19 protein-coding genes and 1 pseudogene are annotated in these 17,140 nt (G+C 66.6%); 1 reads left to right on the forward strand and 19 read right to left on the reverse strand.

Annotated features, from left to right (window positions below):
- Positions 1-193: 193 nt before the first annotated feature.
- The 12 genes and pseudogenes from SVA_RS01600 to SVA_RS01640 all read right to left on the reverse strand — a co-directional run bounded on the left by SVA_RS01600 (position 194) and on the right by SVA_RS01640 (position 10,818).
- Complete coding sequence (locus SVA_RS01600) at positions 194-1,192, reverse strand: DUF4034 domain-containing protein (protein WP_096457843.1); 999 nt, start codon at positions 1,190-1,192, stop codon at positions 194-196.
- A gap of 233 nt (positions 1,193-1,425) precedes the next feature.
- On the reverse strand, positions 1,426-1,605 hold the full coding sequence (locus SVA_RS19270; RefSeq protein ID WP_148665348.1) for a hypothetical protein: 180 nt from the start codon (positions 1,603-1,605) through the stop codon (positions 1,426-1,428).
- Complete coding sequence (locus SVA_RS01605; RefSeq protein ID WP_096457846.1) at positions 1,587-1,898, reverse strand: chaperone modulator CbpM; 312 nt, start codon at positions 1,896-1,898, stop codon at positions 1,587-1,589. The genes SVA_RS19270 and SVA_RS01605 overlap by 19 nt, the downstream gene beginning before the upstream one ends.
- A gap of 51 nt (positions 1,899-1,949) precedes the next feature.
- Entirely contained in the window at positions 1,950-2,801 is an 852-nt protein-coding gene (locus SVA_RS01610) for a transposase (protein ID WP_096457849.1), read from the reverse strand.
- A 256-nt stretch (positions 2,802-3,057) separates the two neighbouring features.
- Positions 3,058-3,681, reverse strand: coding sequence for an ankyrin repeat domain-containing protein (locus SVA_RS01615; RefSeq protein WP_096457852.1), 624 nt, complete (start codon positions 3,679-3,681; stop codon positions 3,058-3,060).
- Positions 3,669-7,130, reverse strand: coding sequence for an RHS repeat-associated core domain-containing protein (locus SVA_RS01620; protein ID WP_169923922.1), 3,462 nt, complete (start codon positions 7,128-7,130; stop codon positions 3,669-3,671). Before SVA_RS01620 ends, SVA_RS01615 begins: the two co-directional genes overlap by 13 nt.
- A gap of 54 nt (positions 7,131-7,184) precedes the next feature.
- Positions 7,185-7,946: pseudogene (locus tag SVA_RS20375) on the reverse strand (DUF6531 domain-containing protein); the annotation flags it as partial.
- Between the two features lie 190 nt (positions 7,947-8,136).
- Positions 8,137-8,343, reverse strand: a complete 207-nt coding sequence (locus tag SVA_RS19280) for a hypothetical protein (RefSeq protein WP_148665349.1) — start codon at positions 8,341-8,343, stop codon at positions 8,137-8,139.
- Complete coding sequence (locus SVA_RS01625; RefSeq protein ID WP_096457846.1) at positions 8,325-8,636, reverse strand: chaperone modulator CbpM; 312 nt, start codon at positions 8,634-8,636, stop codon at positions 8,325-8,327. Before SVA_RS01625 ends, SVA_RS19280 begins: the two co-directional genes overlap by 19 nt.
- Positions 8,637-8,645: 9 nt before the next feature.
- Positions 8,646-9,605 (reverse strand): DnaJ C-terminal domain-containing protein, encoded by a 960-nt coding sequence (locus SVA_RS01630; RefSeq protein WP_096457858.1) that lies wholly within the window; start codon positions 9,603-9,605, stop codon positions 8,646-8,648.
- A 92-nt stretch (positions 9,606-9,697) separates the two neighbouring features.
- Positions 9,698-9,922 (reverse strand): DUF3565 domain-containing protein, encoded by a 225-nt coding sequence (locus tag SVA_RS01635; protein WP_096457861.1) that lies wholly within the window; start codon positions 9,920-9,922, stop codon positions 9,698-9,700.
- Entirely contained in the window at positions 9,919-10,818 is a 900-nt protein-coding gene (locus SVA_RS01640) for an amidohydrolase family protein (protein ID WP_169923923.1), read from the reverse strand. The genes SVA_RS01635 and SVA_RS01640 overlap by 4 nt, the downstream gene beginning before the upstream one ends.
- A 554-nt stretch (positions 10,819-11,372) precedes the next feature.
- Here SVA_RS01640 and SVA_RS01645 point away from each other — a divergent pair.
- Entirely contained in the window at positions 11,373-12,245 is an 873-nt protein-coding gene (locus SVA_RS01645) for an SDR family oxidoreductase (protein WP_096457867.1), read from the forward strand.
- A 15-nt stretch (positions 12,246-12,260) separates the two neighbouring features.
- Here SVA_RS01645 and SVA_RS01650 read toward each other — a convergent pair whose 3' ends face one another.
- From SVA_RS01650 to ntrB, 7 genes are all read right to left on the reverse strand, one after another.
- A complete protein-coding gene (locus SVA_RS01650; protein WP_096457870.1) occupies positions 12,261-12,704 on the reverse strand; it encodes a Fur family transcriptional regulator in 444 nt (147 codons plus the stop codon).
- 43 nt (positions 12,705-12,747) lie between these two features.
- Positions 12,748-13,950, reverse strand: a complete 1,203-nt coding sequence (locus SVA_RS01655; protein ID WP_096457873.1) for a putative manganese transporter — start codon at positions 13,948-13,950, stop codon at positions 12,748-12,750.
- Positions 13,947-14,234, reverse strand: a complete 288-nt coding sequence (locus SVA_RS01660; protein ID WP_096457876.1) for a cytochrome b5-like heme/steroid binding domain-containing protein — start codon at positions 14,232-14,234, stop codon at positions 13,947-13,949. The genes SVA_RS01655 and SVA_RS01660 overlap by 4 nt, the downstream gene beginning before the upstream one ends.
- Positions 14,235-14,238: 4 nt before the next feature.
- A complete protein-coding gene (gene dps, locus SVA_RS01665) occupies positions 14,239-14,817 on the reverse strand; it encodes a DNA protection during starvation protein (RefSeq protein ID WP_096457880.1) in 579 nt (192 codons plus the stop codon).
- A 148-nt stretch (positions 14,818-14,965) separates the two neighbouring features.
- Positions 14,966-15,406, reverse strand: a complete 441-nt coding sequence (cynS, locus tag SVA_RS01670) for a cyanase (protein WP_096457883.1) — start codon at positions 15,404-15,406, stop codon at positions 14,966-14,968.
- Positions 15,403-16,341: an ABC transporter ATP-binding protein gene (locus SVA_RS01675; RefSeq protein WP_096457886.1), complete on the reverse strand. Its 939-nt coding sequence runs from the start codon at positions 16,339-16,341 to the stop codon at positions 15,403-15,405. Before SVA_RS01675 ends, cynS begins: the two co-directional genes overlap by 4 nt.
- Before the next feature lie 10 nt (positions 16,342-16,351).
- Positions 16,352-17,140: a nitrate ABC transporter permease gene (ntrB, locus tag SVA_RS01680; RefSeq protein WP_096457889.1), complete on the reverse strand. Its 789-nt coding sequence runs from the start codon at positions 17,138-17,140 to the stop codon at positions 16,352-16,354.

Below are 17,140 nucleotides of genomic sequence, written 5' to 3' on the forward strand. Positions count from 1 at the left end.
TTGCTGAAGCATCGGTTCCCCTCGCGAGCGAAAGCGCGAGCGGTCGATTTTCACGAAATGAAAATCGGCGCCCCGTGAAATTGCGTGTTCGAGGAATGCTCGGGCGGGTGGTCGAGAAGGAAAGGCAGGCGCCGCAGAGCAGAGGCGAGGTCGTCTCTTTACCTGCGGCGAGTTCTCGGCCGACCGTGCTCGATCAGCCGTTGCCGAGCCGGTCCGCCCATGCCTTGCAGGAGTCGAACCACTTGATGCTCCCGTGCCACGCGCTCGGTATCGGTCGCCCCTCGATGCGCGCGATCAGCTCCCGGGTCTTCTCGCGATCGCCGGCGAGACAGGCGAAGGCCGCGAAGTTATTCATGTTCCACTGGTCGGGATAACGCGCAAGCACGTCGTCGACGCCGACGGACATCCGTTTCCATGCCACGGCGGAATCGGTGAATAAGCGGGTGGTGTATTGGGTCTGCGAGGCGTACCAGTACACGCGCGCGTACATTCCGTTGCTCTCCCTGCCTCTCGTCTTCTCGACTGCAAAATTCGCGAATTTTTCCACTTCCTCGCGGTTGCCGTGCCACTTCGGGACGAGATAATCGATGGCGGCGAAGTAAATCTGGTAGAAATACGGATACCGAAGGACGGCCTCGTCGACGAGCTGGTCGAATCGGTTGCGGTCCCAGTTCTCGGCGCGTGCAATCATGAGCATGAGCTCGTACCACCGCGGGTCGGCGTCTGCGATCGCTCTACGCTGCATCAAATACTCGCGCGACCTCTTCAGGTGGTGAGCGAATGGCGCCCAGGCCTCCGGCTTCACCTCGTGCGCCCATCCCGATCCTCTGTGCATCCAGGCTCGATTGATCAACAGGTAGGCGTAGACGTTATGGGCGGCCGGCGAGGTCGGAGACTGCGCCGTCCATCGCAACGCCTTCGCCTCGATATCATCCCAGTACTTCGGAGCCTTGATGCTCGAGTTCCCGTGAATCCCGGCATAGAAGAGCGTCAGCTTCCAGAGGCCACTGGAAGTCCTGGTTTCCGTGGTCCGATACTCGTCGGCCATGCCGTCCAGCTCGCTGAACTTCTCCGATGCGAAAAGCGCAGCAACGTGCTGCTCGATCGCGCGTCGATCCTCGAGCTCACCGGCACTGGACGGCACTGCCGCAACGGTCAGTAAGACGAATGTAAGCAAGCGCAGCTTTGCCATGCTCTTCTCCCTGTGCTGTACGGCAGGTCCTGAATTAACAATCGTGCGTAGAGCGGTGGACCGCGGTCCCGGCGCTACCTGAAGCGGCCGCCGCTTATCTCTGGAGTGTAGTACCGATAGAGGCGAATTCGACCACGCGAGGATCGAAACGGAGTCCTAAGGGAGTGAGCCGAGGGGCCGAACCAAACCGGCAAACCGAGGTCTCTTTCCGTGCGCCTGAGGTGTCCGGGGAATCAGGGGCAGCTCACGATCTGGAACGAGGCCCTGGAGCGCGGCGGGAGCGGGTCGACCGGGTAGAACACGCCCGAGAGGATGAACATGGGCGTGAGCACGAGAGTCAAGCAGTAGTTGAAGTAGTCGTCCCTGGGTGCCGGACCCGAGAGCTTTGGCGCTCCTATCGGGGCAGCTGGCACTCGAGCTCGTGCAGCCGGCGTTCCAGCTCGCGGATGCGCTCGACGTAGGCGAGGACGAGCGCGAGGCCGGGCGTGCTCAGCTCGAAGTCCGCGCGCAGGCGGCGCGCGGTGCGCGCGAGCTCGATCGAGCGCGCGGTGAACAGCCACTCGGGTCCTTCGGCCCGCGGTTCGAAGGCGCCGAGCTCGACCAGCTCGCGGATCTCGACGGTCGAGAGGCCCGAGCTCTCCGCGAGCTCCGTGAGCGTCACCAGCGTCACCTCGTTCAGGACCAGCCCGCCGCCTTCGTCCGCCATCGCGCCTCCTAGGACCCGTCGAAGTGCCCGCGCGCGGTCGAGGACACAGGGTCAGGTCTTGCCTTTTGCCTCATGCTGCGCGACCAACCGACTGATGCGCGATACCGACAACCCCGTCGCCTTCGCGATGGCGGTCTGGGTATAGCCGCCCTCGAGAAACGCCAGCGCAATGGCGGGGTTCCGCGCATGGCGCTCGAAGTACCAGGATAGCGGACGTGGCGCAGAGCGCCGCTGTGCGCGCGGAACGTCGCGCGCCTCGAGCGACTGCGCGCGTGCCTGCATGCGTCGCACGAACGCCTCGCCGCCAAGATAGATTTGCCCGGAGAGGGCCTCGTCCCAGAGCTTAAGGCCGCGCCCCCGTGCAACGAACTCGGCATAACGTCGCGGGCCGTCCCGGCGGGGCGCACGCGCGGCGACCCGGCGATGCAGCTCCGCGCTGTCGAGCCACGGCGGCGCCGGTGCGCGCCCCGTGTGAGCACGATAACTGCTCCAGACCCAAGCCTCGGGTCGTTTGACGATGCCTGCCCGAACCGGGTTCAGGTCCACGTAACGGCAAACTTCCAGGAAATAACTGTCCTCGTCCACGAGCACCGCCTTGAACCGACCCTGAAACAGATGCCCGACCTTCCTGTGGCGACGGTTGTAGCTCTGGGTGTACACGCCGTTCACGTGCCGCAGCAGGCGCGAGAGATTGGGCTTATGCGTCTGGAGCACGAAGTGATAGTGGTTGCCCATGAGGCAGTACGCATAGGCGATGGCGTCGAAGCGCTCGAGGCCCTGCGCCAGGATGGCGAGGAGCGCCGTCCGGTCCGTGTCGTCCTCAAAGATCGGCTCGCGCCGATCACCCCGGGCGGTGACGTGGTAGAGCGCACCGCCGAACTCCAGGCGAAGGGGGCGGGACATGCGGCAAGGCTAGCCGGGGAGGGAGGCAAAAGGCAAGACCTGACCCCTTAGCAAGGATGGCGAGGAGCGCCGTCCGGTCCGCGTCGTCCTCGAAGATCGGCTCCCGTCGATCACCCCGGGCAGTGACGTGGTAGAGCGCGCCGTCGAACTCCAGGCGAAGGGGGCGGGACATGCGGCAAGGCTAGCCGGGGAGGGAGGCAAAAGGCAAGACCTGACCCCTTAGGCGCGCACGTGCGGCACGCTTGCGGGCGGTCGGCTAATGGGTGACCCCGGTTTTGTTCGTGCCGTTCTTCGCTCCGGCGCGTTTCAGTAGGTCTATCATTTCCTGGTTCTTCTTTGCTTTGGCCCAAGAAAGCGCTGTATTACCATCAGGTAAGCGAGCGTTTACGTCGGCACCACTTTCGATGAGGATGCGAGCGATTTTCAGGTGCCCCTTACGGGCGGCTTCAGCCAGGGCCGTCCACCCGCTATCTGCCTTGGCATTCGGATCGGCGCCTGCTTCCAGTAGAACTTGAACAGTGTCCGGATAGCCTCCCCAAGCGGCAATAATTAACGGTGTATTTCGTCCGGGCCGTTCGTTAACGCTGGCGCCATTCTCAATTAATAGTTTAACGATCGCGGTATGGCCGTAACTCGCCGCATGAAAGAGAGCTGTGTAGCCTTCGCCAGTAACCTTTTCCTTCGCGTTAACATTGGCTCCTTTTTCCAGTAGTTCCTTGACTTTGTCGATCTTCCCCTTCCTGGCAGCAACAATAAGCTGGTCATGAATGTCGCGCTCAGGTGCGCATGCATTTGTCATTAATAGAGCAAACGCGAACAACGATGCGCACACGGCAAGCGACCGATATCTCCTTGGCGCCGGTTCATTCATTTCTTGCATTCTGTGCAAGCCTCCTCCTGAGCTTGAGCATATGCACCACCTCCGCCGTGAAGCACGCCCTCGAAATACGCTTCGGCAAGCAACAGACAGCGCCAGTCGCCCACTGGGCAACTTTGCCGCGCATTCCACTGGAACTGGAAGTCGCACCAAGTCTTATTAGTGCCGCACGTACCATAGCAGTCGTCATGCTTCTGGCAGGCATCGCGAAAACCAAATTCGGGAAACTTGAATCCTGATCCACAAATGCTTCCTGCTGATCCTGGTAGACCATAAGGAATGCTTGGGCGTCCGACCGACCCTTCCGGCTCCCAGTCGCCTGTAATATCTAGCCCGAGAGGGTCAATCCATCTCAACGGATTGGCCTTCACATAGAGGTACGTGTTAAGTCCACCCGTTAACCCAACCGGATCACTCGTGACATACCGCCCCGTCTTCGGATCGTAATACCGATTCCAGTTGTAATGCAGCCCCGTCTCCTGATCGTAATACTGCCCCGGGAACCGCAAGTTGTTGTCGACCACCCCGATCGCTGTCGCCGCCCCGAACGGCTCCCCGGCCTGCGCCCAGATGGTGTTCCCCGCCGCGTCGGTCATCGCTCGTACCGTGCCGAAGTGGTCGGTGTGGAAGTAGTACACGAACTCCCCGTCGATCCGGGCGAGCGGCGCGCCGTTCAGGTAGACGTACTCCCTTGAGGTTCCGCCGCTGCTCTCGATCAGGAGCTCGCCCCCGGGGAGGTAGTGGAAGCTCGTGATCGCGCCGTTGACGTTCTTGCGCAGCCGCCGGTTGAAGGGATCGTAGAAGTAGGTCGCGCCCTGGCCCTGGGCCGACAGGAGCCGGCCGTAGCCGTCGTAGGCGAGCAGCCCCGTACCGGGGATATAAACGGTGTTGCCGACGGCGTTGACCACGCGCGACTGGCCGCCGACCGACGTCAGGCGGTTGGTGTTCGTGCCGTAGCCATAGTCGGTCGTGTCGCCCGCCCGGGTCTCGGTCAGGCGGTTGCCGTTGTCGTCGTAGGTGTAGCCGAGCGCGGCGTACGTACCGGCGGTATCGGTAGCGGCGGCCAGGCGGTCGAGCGCGTCGTAGCCGAACTCCTGGCGGGTGGTATCGGGATCGATGAGGAACGTGACGTTGCCGTTCGCGTCCCGCTCGATGTCCTTCGCGTAGGGATCGGCATGGTCGTAGGTCGAGCGGTAGGCGAGGTCGAGCTCGTAGCTCTGCGCGAGGCCGTTGCCGAGCGTCAGGCTCGCGACCGGCCCGAAAGGGTAGTAGGCGATGCCGCTCGCGAGGGCGGTCGTCTGGCCGTTCAACGTGGTGCTCACCTCCGTGACCTGTCCGGCCGCGTCGTAGGTGTAATCGACCCGGCGCCCGCTCGGGTAGCGCAGCTGGTTCAACCGGCCGCCGAGGGAGTAGCTCGCGAAGCTGTAGAGCCCGGTCACCGCCAGCTCGTAATCCTGCCGGAACCACGCGTCGTAGCCGAAGTAGAGGTGGAAGCCGCCGTTGCGCATGATCTGGCAGAGCAGTCCGGCGCCGCAGGTGTCGTAGGCGTAGCTGTACGCGGGCGTGTTGGTCGCCGAGCTCGTCTGGGTGAGCGGACGGTTCAGGGCGTCGTAGGTGTAGGTCGTGACCTGGGAAAGGGCGTTGGTCTGGGTCAGGACGTTGCCGGCTTCGTCGTGGGTGTAGGTCATCGTCCCCCGGTCCGGCGAGATCTCCTGGAGGAGGTTGCCGAGGTCGTCGTAGACGTACTGCGTCGTGACCGTCTCGCTCGCGCTCTTCGGCGCGGTCACCCGCGTCAACCGGTCGTTCACGTCGTAGCCATAGGTCGTGACCTTCGCCATGCGGTCGATGGTCTCGTACAGCCGGTTCAGGGCGTCGTAATGGTGGACCGTCGCCGGGTTCAGGTTCGGGTCGGTCTCGGAGACGAGGTTGCCGATCGCGTCGTGGACCTGCCGGGTGATGGAGCCGCCGTGGGTTAGGGTCTCGACCCGGTTGCGCAGGTCGTAATCGGTGTCGAGCGTCTGCTTGAGCGCCCCCTGGGGGTCGTAGGTGTAGGCCTGCCGGCGGTTGCCGCGGGTGTCGTAGGCGTAGCGGATCTGGTTCCCGAGGTTGTCGGTGACGCTGTAGAGGTCCTGAGAGTCGTAGTAGACGTACGTGAGCGTCACGCCGTCGGGATCCTTGTACGTCTTGACCTTGCCGGACGCGTAGTAGCTGTACTCGGTGGTCCGGGAAACGCCGCTGCCGTTCGTCTCCTTGATTTTGGTCACGCGCCCGCGCAGGTCGTACTCGTACTCCGTGCGGATGCCCCGGGGGTCGGTCAGCTGCGTGACGCGTCCGTTGCCGTCGTAGAGGTCGTAGGTCGTGACCTGCCCGAGGGCGTTGGTGACCGAGCTCAGCTGCCCGCACGCCGCGCCGGTCGTGCAGTCGTAATAGGCGAACGTGGTGACGTCGGCGACGTCGGTGCGCGGGCCGTCGATGGTCCAAAGCTGGCCGTCGTCGTTGTACGCAAGGCCGACGCGGCGCGAGACCGGGGTGCCGTCCGGCTTGTAGCCGGATTGGGTGATCGCGGTCGGCAGCAGCGGGAAGCGCGTATCCTCGTAGGCAAGAGTTATCCGCTTGACCTGGCCGGACGCGACGCTCGGGGACTCGACGAGCGTGAGGAGGTCGAGATCGGGCGAGAGGTACTGATACGTCGTGGTGCGTGTCTCCGGGGTGGCGGTGCCCGTCGGACACCCGCCCGTCAACCCCTCGGTCATGGACGTGCGCTGGTTCGTGGCGTTGTAAATGTAAGTGGTGACGCGCCCTTCCTCGTCTTTCTTGCAGGTCTGGTTGTTGTTGGCATCGAACCGCTGGACCAGAGACTTGCCGTCGCCCTGGTTCACCTTGTTCACGAGGTTCTTCACTCCCAGGTTCGCCTCGAAGGTCATGACCTCCCGGGTGCTGGCGGCGTCGGTCACGGTGGTCTGCGTGTCCGAGTCGTACACGAGCGTGAAGCGTTCCTGGCCGCCGGCGTGCTCCGTCGAGTACGCCTTGCCGGTCGTGTCGTAGCTGTAGGTACCGTAGCGGGTGACGACGCCGTTGGCTTCGACATACGAGATGCCGGTCAGGTGATGCGGGAAGTTGGGGTCTTCGTAGTGGTAGAGCTTCGCGGTGTCGTCGGGGTAATCGACGCGGGTGAGGTTGTGACCGGTGCCGGCTGCCGTGTAGGTGTAGTCGATGACGTGTCCGGCCGAATCGGTGATGGTGTCCACTCGGCCGGCGGCGTCATAGGCCAGCGTCAGCGTGTGACCGAATGGCCCGGTGACGATCAGCCTCCCCTGGGCATCGACCGTGTAAGTGGTCGTCCGTCCCGCCGAGTCGGCCTCAGTTTGCAGGGCGCCGTCAATGCCGTAGCGTTCGCTGGAGCCGTCCAGGTGGGTGAGTGTGTAACCGCTGGCGTCCTGCGCAAGTCGCAAGTCGGAATCGGCCTTGCCCTGACAGGTTCCGTTATTGCAGGTGAAGTTCTCCCAGCGACCATCGGGCAGATGAATCTTGACGCTGGTTCCGAAAATTGAGAGCCGCCGGTTGTCTAAGGATATCGCCCAGCCAGAGCCGAGCGTGGAGCCGGTACTTTCAGCGAGAATACTGTTGTAAGAGCGAGTAACGGAGGGCAATCCATTGCTGGCCCTGAGGTCGACTTCGGTTTCGTACTTGCTCCCCGTCGCGGCGTCGCAGGGGTTGCCTCTAGAGGTATCTTCATTGCAGGGGGGCGGAGGCGTGGCAGGCACGCACTTGTCTTGATTCGGGTCGTAGGTGTCGCCCTCACCCAGCCCGTCGCCTAATGCATTAGGACAAACGGGTTCGCTATTGGAGCAGTAATAGTAATTATACCCGTCCTTGGCTATCGGATACGGGTCCCGCTGGATAAGTGCCCAACGTACCGAGTATCCGGTGCCGGCTGCGCAAAAATTCACGCTCGACTGTACGGGGTTCGAGCAATCGTTTTCTTTCCACCAGCACCCAATGTCAGAGCAGTATCCCGGATAGTCGGGACCCGCGTCATATCCTGCTTTACACGCCGCCGCTGCTTCCGGTGCGTTCCCATACAGACCCATATGATGTTCGTTCTGCGCAGCAAAGACATCGAGCGAAACCAATAGCGCCAAGGCCGCAATAAGGGCTTGCATAGTTTTGGAGCGCCCTCTGTACGGCACCTTCGACGTATAGGCGAAGAGGAAGCGAGGGTTAACGGAGCAGTCGCGAAGGCAGCTCGCGAAGAAAGTCGATCTCATAGACTCCTCCCTGACAGTTTTTCTTATGGCGCAGCTGCGAAGGCGGGGGCAGCGAGATGCGCGCCGGTTGTTGTTTGCTTTGTGCCCGGAACGCTACCCGGACAACCGCGAATCCGTCAAGCCGTTGAAAGAGATTTCGAACAGGAAGGACGCTCCAGCGTCGCGGAGACAGCGCGGTCTGCTAAAACGATCAGCCGCCGCACCAGAACGACGCCGACGGTGAAAGGGGGAGGATCTGGAACGAGGCCCTGGAGCGCGGCGGGAGCGGGTCGACCGGGTAGAACACGCCCGAGAGGATGAACATGGGCGTGAGCACGAGGGTCAAGCAGTAGTTGAAGTAGTCGTCCCCGGGTGCCGGACCCGAGAGCTTTGGCGCTCCTATCGGGGCAGCTGGCACTCGAGCTCGTGCAGCCGGCGTTCGAGCTCGCGGATGCGCTCGACGTAGGCGAGGACGAGCGCGAGGCCGGGCGTGCTCAGCTCGAAGTCCGCGCGCAGGCGGCGCGCGGTGCGCGCGAGCTCGATCGAGCGCGCGGTGAACAGCCACTCGGGTCCTTCGGCCCGCGGTTCGAAGGCGCCGAGCTCGACCAGCTCGCGGATCTCCACCGTCGAGAGGCCCGAGCTCTCCGCGAGCTCGGTGAGCGTCACCAGCGTCACCTCGTTCAGGACCAGCCCGCCGCCCTCGTCGGCCATCGCGCCTCCTCAGGAAACCTCGAAGTGCCCGCGCGGGTTGAACCGCGAGATGCGCGCGAGCTCCTCGAAGTGTCGTTTCTCCTCCTCGGAGAGGATCGTGGGCGTCACGATCGAGAGCACCGCGTAGAGATCGCCGTGTCCGCCGCCGGGCTTCGGCATGCCCTTGCCCGAAAGCCTGAGCTTCTGCCCCGCGCGCGCACCGGGCCCGACCTTGATGCGCACCTTGCCGTCGAGCGTCGGCACCTCGATCTGGGCGCCGAGCGTCGCCTCCCAGGGCGCGATCGGCACCTCGAGGTAGAGGTCGTGGCCGCTCGGCTTGAAGAGCGCGTGCGGACGCAGCGTGATGTCCAGGTAGAGCGCGCCGGGCGCGCCGCCGCCGATGCCCGGTCCGCCCTTGCCCGGGACCCGCAGCTTCTGGCCGTCGATCACGCCCTTCGGGATCCGCACCTTGACGGTCTTTGGCACGCGCCGCGGCACGCGGTCCGGGCCCGCCTCCGGCATCTCGAGGTTGAGGCTGACCTCGGTTCCGCGCGCCGCTTCCTCGAGCGTGAGGTGCACGACGACCTCGTAGTCCTGCCCGGGCATCGCGAAACCGCCGCGCGCGCCGCGTCGCGCGCGCGTGGCCCCGCCGAAGAGATCGGCGAAGAGGTCGGAGAGGTCCACCTCCTCGGTGAAGCCGCCCGCGCCGCCGGCGCCGAAGCCGTGCGCGAACTGCTCGGCCCAGTCGGGCGGCGGACGGAAGTCCTCGCCCGGGCGATGCCGGCCGAGCCGGTCGTAGGCCGCGCGCTTCTCGGCGTCGCTCAGGACGTCGTTCGCTTCGTTGATCTCCTTGAAGCGCTCCTCCGCGTTCGGCTCCTTGGAGACGTCCGGGTGGTATTTGCGCGCGAGCTTGCGGTAGGCCTTCTTGATCGCCTCCTCGCTCGCGTCGCGCTCGACGCCCAGGATCTGGTAGTAGTCCTTGTACTTCATTCGCCCGCCCGTCGTTTCGGCGCTATTTTAAACGCGCGCGCCGAAAGCGCGCAGGCGGGGCGGAACCCGGGCGCGGTTCGCCGGTTCAGCGGCTAGTGGTACGCGCGATTTCCGCCGTTCTGCGCGGCGAACTCGGAGCCGCACTTCTTGCAGTTGAGCTTCGCCCCGATGCGGCTGCGGCGGCCCTCCGGGGTGATGACCCAGGGGCGGTTGATCCAGGGCGGCCGGTGCCGGACGTGCTGCGCGTGCCCGCACTCGAGGTCCGCCACCCAGTCGTTGCGTTCGTCCCTGTGAAATCCAACGATCCGTCGCTTCATGTTCCGAATTCCTTGCGTTCGCGGTTCCCTTCCGGCGCGCCGCCGTCCCCCGCCGCGCCCCCTGAGCGCCCGCCCGCCGCGCGCGCCGGCCCGAACAGGCGCTCGGCGTTGGCGTGGGCGATGGCCTCGGCAACCTCGGGCGGCAGCTCCTCGAGCCAGCGGCGCGCGCGCTCGTGCGTCACGCGCACCGCGTCCCAGCGGTGCACCGCCCAGGTATCGGTGCCGAGCAGAAAGCGGTCGGGGTGGCGCACGAAGAGCGCGCGCCAGTCGCGGGCCAGGCGTCCGTCCGGCGCGACGTCGTCGTCGCGCAGCGAGAGCTCGACCCAGAGAGTGCGATGCCGGTCCAGCCGCGTCGCGACCGTCGCCGCGTCCGCGCCCACGCCGGCGTGCGCCCCGAGGATGCGCGCCCCGGGCGAGCGCGCGTAGAGCGCGTCGAGCGTGGCCGCGTCGGTGTGCGCGTGCAGCAGAAGGCCGCGCGTGCGCGCGAGATCGAGCAGCCGCGCGATCACGGGCGTCCGCGCCTGATCGCCGTAAAGGTGAAACTCGCCGATCCCGCGGTACTGGCCGCGCCGGAGCTGGTCGTCGAGAAACGCGGGCAACGACTCGTCGCGGTACCAGCGGCCGCGATCGGCATCGGTGCGGTAGGGCCGCAGCAGCGGCACGATGCGCTCGGGCGCGGCCGCGTGGAGCGCGAGCGTCCCCTCGTTCGGCGTGCTCGAGACGAGCGCGCGCGCGACGCCGGCTTCGTCCAGCCGCGCGAGCACGGCTTGCGGCGCGTAGGCCTCCCGGCTGTCGGCGTTGTAGTGAATGTGCGCGTCGAATGTCGGCGCGCGCTCCGCCGCGTAGAGCGGCGCCGCGAGGACGATCGCAAGCAGCAGAGCGAGGAGGGGAGACATGTGCGGCCAGTCTAGCCAGCCGCTTCTCGCTATAACAGACAGCGCCTGCGCGGGAACCCGCGGGCGCACGCCCGGGTCGAAGAGCAACCGACCGCGCACGGAGGCGGGGCCACGAGCCGCGCGAGGGAGCGCACATGACGATTCCGTTCCGAACCGGCGTTGCCGCGCGGGCGCGCGGCGGCCCGGTCTCGCCCGCGAGGAACGGCCTCGTCGCTGACAGCCAAGGCAGCGTCGCGCAGACGGTCGGTCCCGCGGAACGGCGTCGTTGCAGAGTAACGCGAGCATCATTGCGGGCACCGGCCGCCGACGGAAGACGCGGCGGCGCTCCCTGGCCGAGCCGTGGCCTTCGGATATCCCCTCCTCGCAGAGCGCTTGCGCATGGCGCCCGCCTTCCACCGCGGGCTCCCGTACAGGAAGGCGCCGCGCACGCGGTCGGGCCCGGGGACGAAGGCAACTCGCCCCGCGCCATGCGACCCGCTTGGGCAACGGCGCCGCCGAATGATGTCCTGCGCCGGCGCCACGCCGAACCACGAACCCGATAGGAGCGATGAAACATGGAACGTCGTTACGAGGAACAGCAGCAGAAACGCCCGCCGCAGCACCAGCCCGCGCAGCCGGGCCGCGAAACCGAGATGCAGCCGCGCCCGATCTACATCCGCGAGGGCTACCGCGGGAGCGGCAAGCTCGAGAACAAGATCGCCCTCATCACCGGCGGCGACAGCGGCATCGGCCGCGCGGTCGCGGTGCACTTCGCGCGCGAGGGCGCGCACGTCGCGATCGTGTACCTCGAGGAGCGCAAGGACGCCGAGGAGACGAAACGTCTCGTGGAGGCGGAAGGCCGGCGGTGCCTCGCGATCGCCGGCGACGTGGGCGACGAGGGGTTCTGCTACGAGGCGGTGAACCGCACCGTGCAGGAGTTCGGCGGTCTCGACGTCGTGGTGAACAACGCCGCCGAGCAGCACGCCCAGGACGACCTGCGCAAGATCACGGCCGAGCAGCTCACGCGCACCTTCCGCACCAACATCTTCGCCCACTTTTACGTCACGAAGGCGGCGCTCGATCACCTGAAGCCCGGCGGGGTGATCCTCAACACCACGTCGATCACCGCCTACCACGGCAACAGGCAGCTGCTCGATTACTCCGCGACCAAGGGCGCGATCGTCGCCTTCACCCGCTCGCTCTCGCAGATGCTCGCGGAGAAGGGCATCCGCGTGAACGGCGTCGCGCCCGGCCCGATCTGGACGCCGCTCATTCCGGCCACGTTCCCGAAGGAGAAGGTGGAGAAGTTCGGCTCGGACACGCCGATGGGCCGGGCCGGACAGCCCGCCGAGGTCGCGCCGGCGTACGTCTTTCTCGCCTCGGACGACGGCTCGTACATGACGGGGCAGATTCTGCACCCCAACGGAGGCAAGTTCATCGAGACCTGATCTGGGCCACTGGCGTCAATGACGGTGGGCCGCCCGGAGCCGTCGGGCGAGGCGCGGGGGCGGGGCGCCGCGCACGTGGATGACCACGCTCAGGCGCTCCGGATCGATACCGCCGAGACGCCGCGCGAGCCGCCGGAGCTCGCCCGGGTCGAGGCGTACTTCGATCAGCTGGCGCGTGTCGTCGAAGTACACGTGGCAGGCGTGCTCGGGGTTGGTGTCGAAGTACGAGCGATCCGGTTCGATCGGGACCTCCCGCAGCAACCCGCCGTTCACGAAGGCGTGCAGCGTGTTGTACACGGTCGCGCGCGATACGCGCAGGCCGGCCTCGCGCGCCTCGGCGTAGAGCTCGTCCGCCGTCAGGTGGCGGTCGCCGTCCGTGAAGAGCAGACCGGCGATCGCCTTGCGCTGCCGGGTCGGGAGCAGCCCGGCGCGGGCGAGGCGTTTGTGCAGCCGGTCCATCGGTCGTCAGCGGCCGGCGTCGGGCCGCGGTCCGCGTGCGGCCTCACTCGAAGAGATAGAACCACGCATAGGCCACGAGCACCGCGGGCACCGCGCTGTAGAGGGTGGCGACGACGGCGACGCGCGGCGCGAGCGCGATCGCCGGGAACAGGGCATCGCCGTCGTTGCTGATGGCGTTGCCGATCTGCGCCGACAGCGGCACGACCCCGCTGAGGTACAGGGTCGTCACCACGATCTGCGGCCCGCATCCCGGAAGGAAGCCGATCACGACGCCCATGAGCGGCACGAGCGGCGCCCAGAGCGCGAACCAGGCCTTGAGGTCGATCCCGGAGTAGTAGACGCCGAGCTCGTAGGCGAGATACGCGGCGACCACCCACACCGTGACGAAGTTGGTGTCAGCGATGACCCGCGCCCGGGTCGAGGGGCGCGCGTCCGGCGCGCAGGCGCCCATCGCCTGCGTGTCTCCGGAGACGAAATCCCGGTAGCCGCCGCTCGGCACCCAGCTCCACATCAGCATCGCGAGCACCGCGCCCGCGAGCCCGAGCAGGAGCACCGGATCGACCGCCGCCGCCCGGCCCGGAAGCAGCGCGTCGACGTCCACGCGCGCCGCGAGCAGGATCCCGACGACCACGCCCGGCGCGAGCAGCGCCATCCAGATCGGGCCCAGCCGGGCGAGCCCGCCCGCATGGCAGTGCATCGTTTCGCGCACCGGCGCTCCCCTGGCGCGCAGGAAGTCGGGGCCGTGCAGCGCGTCGACCGCGTAGCCGGAGACCAGGCCGACGGCGAGCCCGAGCAGCATCATGCCCGCGCCTGTGAGCGGTTGCTGCGCGAGCAGCAGGAACATCGCGTCGCCCATCGTCGCCGTGAGCACCGCCACCACGCTGCCGAAACCCAGGTGGCCGCGCAGATACTGGGTGATGACCATGATCGCGCCGCCGCAGCCCGGCAGCGCGCCGAAGAACGCGGCGAACGGCACCTGCCAGTAGCGGTAGCGGGCGAGCAGGGCGGCACTGTCGATGTTCAGGCCGCGCTCCAGCCCGTAGACGAGGGCGAGCGTCGCCGCGACGAACACGCTGACCTGGAGGTACGCGTCGGCCACGGCCGTGAGCACGATCCCGCGCGCGCCGGGATCGAGCGCGGCGAGGACGAACGGAATCGAGACGACGAGGAGCCGCCACGCCGCCGGCGGCGCGCGCCGCGCCGTGTGCACCATCAGCCGCTTGCCGGCGAGGATCAGCGTCGTCATTCGTCAGCCTCGTCGTCCACGAGAAACCCGACGCACGGCACCCGCTCGAGCATCTCGGGGCCATGCGGCGCCAGGTCCAGCATGCCGGTGAGGTCCTGCCCGCCGAAGGCGCAGGCCCAGTGGAACCCGAGACGCCACGGGTAGCTCCCCGTGACGTCGTAGACGCGGCCCTCGAACGCGATGAGCACCGGCTCGCCGCCGTCGCGTCCGTGGGCCGCCGCGAGCTCCGCGCGGGTGTAGCGCCGGGAGCTCGCGGCGCGAGCGCGTGCGGTCCCGACGCGCACGCCGTTACCGGGTCGGCAGGAACTTGCTCACGTATGGCGAGTTCTGCCCGCCCTGGCGCAGGAAGTGCCCGCTCGAGCCGTTGCCGAGCAGCTCCTGGAACCAGGCCTCGTGCTCGATCTCCTCGTGCAGGATCGCGAGCGCGAGGTCGTAGGTCCGGTGGTCCTTCCCCATCGTCATGTTGCAGATGTGCGTGTAGCCGCGCACGGCGCACTGCTCGGCCTTGAGCAGCACCTCCAGCATCTGGCGAATGTTCCTGGGGTCGCCCGGCAGGTTGGCGGGCGCGCAGGCGGAGATGTTGTGGAAGTCGACCATGCTTTGCGGGAGCTTCCCGCCGAGCTCGTAGATCCGCGGCACGAGCGCCTCGAAATGGTTCCGGTCCTCGATGCGCGCGTCCTCGACGATCTCCTTGATGCCCTCGCCTTCGAGCCCGCTGCAGTTCACGCGCAGGATCGTGTAGTAGTAGTACGTCGTGAGCTCGGCGGAGGCGTTGCGTACGAGCAGGTCGAGGAGCTCTTCGACGTTGATCCCGGCCTTCTCGACCATCTCCCTTCCGACTGTCTTGAACTTGACCTGTTGCTCCATGGCTCACCTCTCCTTGGGTTACGCAGATTTAGAATATTTCTAACCCGCCTAAGTTCGGAGTAGGGATTTCCCGGAAACGAAGACCGCGAGACGACAGGGGGAAAATGCCAAAAACATCGGGACGTCCCTGTCCCCGCCAGGAGGAGAGCTAGAAGACCTTGTAGGGGAGAAACTTGCCGTTCATGGTCACCACGACGCGGTCGCCCTTGGGGTCCGGCTGCTTCTCGATCGTCATCGAGAAGTCGATGGCGCTCATGATCCCGTCGCCGAACTTCTCGCCGATCAGTTGTTTCATCGTCTCGCCGTACACGCCGACGATCTCGTAGAGGCGGTAGATCACGGGATCGGTCGGAACGGTCTTGTCCCACGTCTTGTGCGGGAAGGCCTGCAGCGCCTCGGATACCTCGCCCGGCACGCCCAGCGCCGCGCAGAGCCTGTCGGCGGGCTCCTTCGGCATGCTGTTCTGGCCGAGGCAGGCGGAGGTGGCGAACACGGGGGATACGCCGGCCTTGTCGGCGATCTGCTCCCACGACAGCTTCTTTTGCGCCTTGGCGGCGAGGATCGCTTCGGTCATCTCGGGCTTTTTCATGAGGACTCCTTCAGGGGGAAACGGATGGCGGCAAAGCTGCGCGAAGCCGGGCGCGACGGGTCGCCGGCGATCGCGGCCGCCGGATTAACCTCCAGCGGCGCCCCGCCGGGGACCGGCATGGCGCCTTCCACCTCCGCCGAGCCGGCGAGCTCTTTGGAGCGCCGCACCAGGAACTCGACTAGGTGATTGCGGATCGCGTAGTACGCCGGATGGTGGATGACCTCCGTGCGAGTCCGGGGGCGCGGGATGTCGATGCGCACCGACTCGGCGACGCGGGCGCGCGGACCGTTCGTCATCAGCAGCACGCGGTCGGCGAGCAGGATCGCCTCGTCCACGTCGTGCGTGATCATGAAGACCGTCTGCTGCGTGTCGCCCCAGATGCGCACGAGCTCCTCCTGGATCATGCCGCGGGTGAGCGCGTCCAGCGCCCCGAACGGCTCGTCCATGAGCAGCAGCTTCGGCTCGATGGCGAAGGCGCGCGCGATCCCGACGCGCTGGCGCATTCCGCCGGAGAGCTGCGACGGCTTGCGATGCTCGGCGCCCTTCAGGCCCACCAGCTCGATGTAGCGCAGGGCGTGCGCCAGCACCTGCTCGCGGGACCACTCGGGCCAGCGCGCGCGCACGGCGAAGGCGGTGTTCCTGAGCGCCGACTTCCAGGGCAGCAGGCTGTGGTTCTGGAAGATCACGCCGCGCTCGAGGCTCGGTCCGGCGACCTCCTTCCCGTCCATGATGACGGCGCCCCGGCTCGGCGCGTCGAGGCCCGCGAGGATGTTGAGGATCGTCGACTTGCCGCAGCCGGAGTGCCCGATGATGCAGACGAACTCGCCCTTGCGGATGCCGAAGCTCACGTCCTCGAAGACCGTGAGCGGCTCGCCGCCGCGCGGCGCCGGATAGCGCCGCGCCAGGTTCTCCACGATCAGGAAATCGTCGGACATGCGCGCGCCCTCACTCGGCGTACTGGACCGCGCGCGCCGCCCGCGCGAGGGCCAGGTCGAGCAGCATGCCGACGACCCCGATCATCAGGATCGCGAACACCACGCTCGTCAGGTTGAGGTTGTTCCATTCGTTCCAGACGTAGTAGCCGATCCCGGTGCCGCCGACGAGCATCTCGGCGGCGACGATCACGAGCCAGGAGATGCCGACCGAGATGCGCATGCCCGTGAGGATCGTCGGCGCGGCGGCCGGCAGGATCACCGAGAACGCGGTGCGCACGGGCGACAGCTCCAGCGTGCGCGCCACGTTGAGGTAGTCGCGCTTCACGCTCGCCACGCCGAAGGCGGTGTTGATCAGCATCGGCCAGATGGAGCAGATGAAGATCACGAAGATCGCGGACAGCCCCGAGTCCTGGATGACGAACAGCGCGAGCGGCATCCAGGCGAGCGGCGAGATCGGTTTCAGCACCTGGATGAACGGATCGAGCGCCCGGCTCAGGAGCGGCGACATCCCGATCACGAAGCCGAACGGGATGGCGATCAGGGCCGCGAGCCCGTAGCCGGCGAGCACGCGCGCGAGCGAGTACAGGATCTGGATGCCGATGCCCTTGTCGTTCGGTCCGGCGTCGTAGAACGGATCGGCGAGCTCGCTCGCGGCGTGCTTCAGGATCTGCGAGGGCGGCGGCACCGCCGAGCCGGCCCCGCCGGCGCCCGTTCCCGGGTGCGACAGCTCCCAGGCGCCGAGCAGGATCCCGAGCAGCAACAGCGAGACGAGCGCGGACCGCATGCCGAGCGGCAGCAT

It is taken from the genome of Sulfurifustis variabilis (assembly GCF_002355415.1).
Lineage (GTDB): Bacteria > Pseudomonadota > Gammaproteobacteria > Acidiferrobacterales > Sulfurifustaceae > Sulfurifustis > Sulfurifustis variabilis.